Annotated in this window: 1 pseudogene; it reads right to left on the bottom strand. The window is 46.3% G+C overall.

The window, feature by feature from the left end:
- Positions 1 to 682: pseudogene (locus R7190_RS27710) on the bottom strand (GGDEF domain-containing protein); the annotation flags it as partial.

Genomic DNA, 682 nt, shown 5'->3' with positions numbered 1-682 from the left:
GATTTTGCTGAGAGCGAATCCAACGGCGGTATTCGAGCTCAAGACGATCGTTAAATGCTGTTCGGTTGTAAACCTTCGTGAGTGGATCAAGCAACATTCGCTGTGTCTGGTCGTCTAAGCGGCGGCGGTAATCTTGTGTGGTTTCAAACACCGCTTCAAGCTGATTTTTGCTGTAGCTTAAACGCTCTTGCAGGGCCTGTTCTCTCTCTTCCGTCATCTTGAGGCGCTCGGTTAACGAGGCCATTTTGGCCAGCAATGGAGCGACTTCTTGTTTGAGTTCTGCTAAATCCTGTGCTTGGTCGAGAGATTGTTGGCTGAGCTCAACCAAACCATTCATTTCTGCATTTAGCTCTTGGCGATGCTCAAAATAAGTATGGTGTTGATCGACGTTTTGATGGACGGTTTTGAGGTTACTCGCCAGAGCAGAGTTTAACTGATCGAGAAATTGGCTTGATGCTTTACGCTCAAACTTAGTCGCTTCGACGACTAACTTCAGAGTGCTTAACGTCAGCTCGATTAAGGATTCTGCATTCACGCCAAGCAACAGTTTTGCACGAATATCAAGCAGTCTCTCGCCACATTCGCCTTCAAAATCAAGTTCTGTGATCGTATGTTGCAGATCGACAGCGAGGCATTCTAGTTGAGATTTGTCTGGGTTGTTTTCGAATTCGCTGAGTTGTAA

Source organism: Vibrio sp. 1078-1, assembly GCF_033340475.1.
This window is presented reverse-complemented; position numbering and strand designations above follow the sequence as displayed.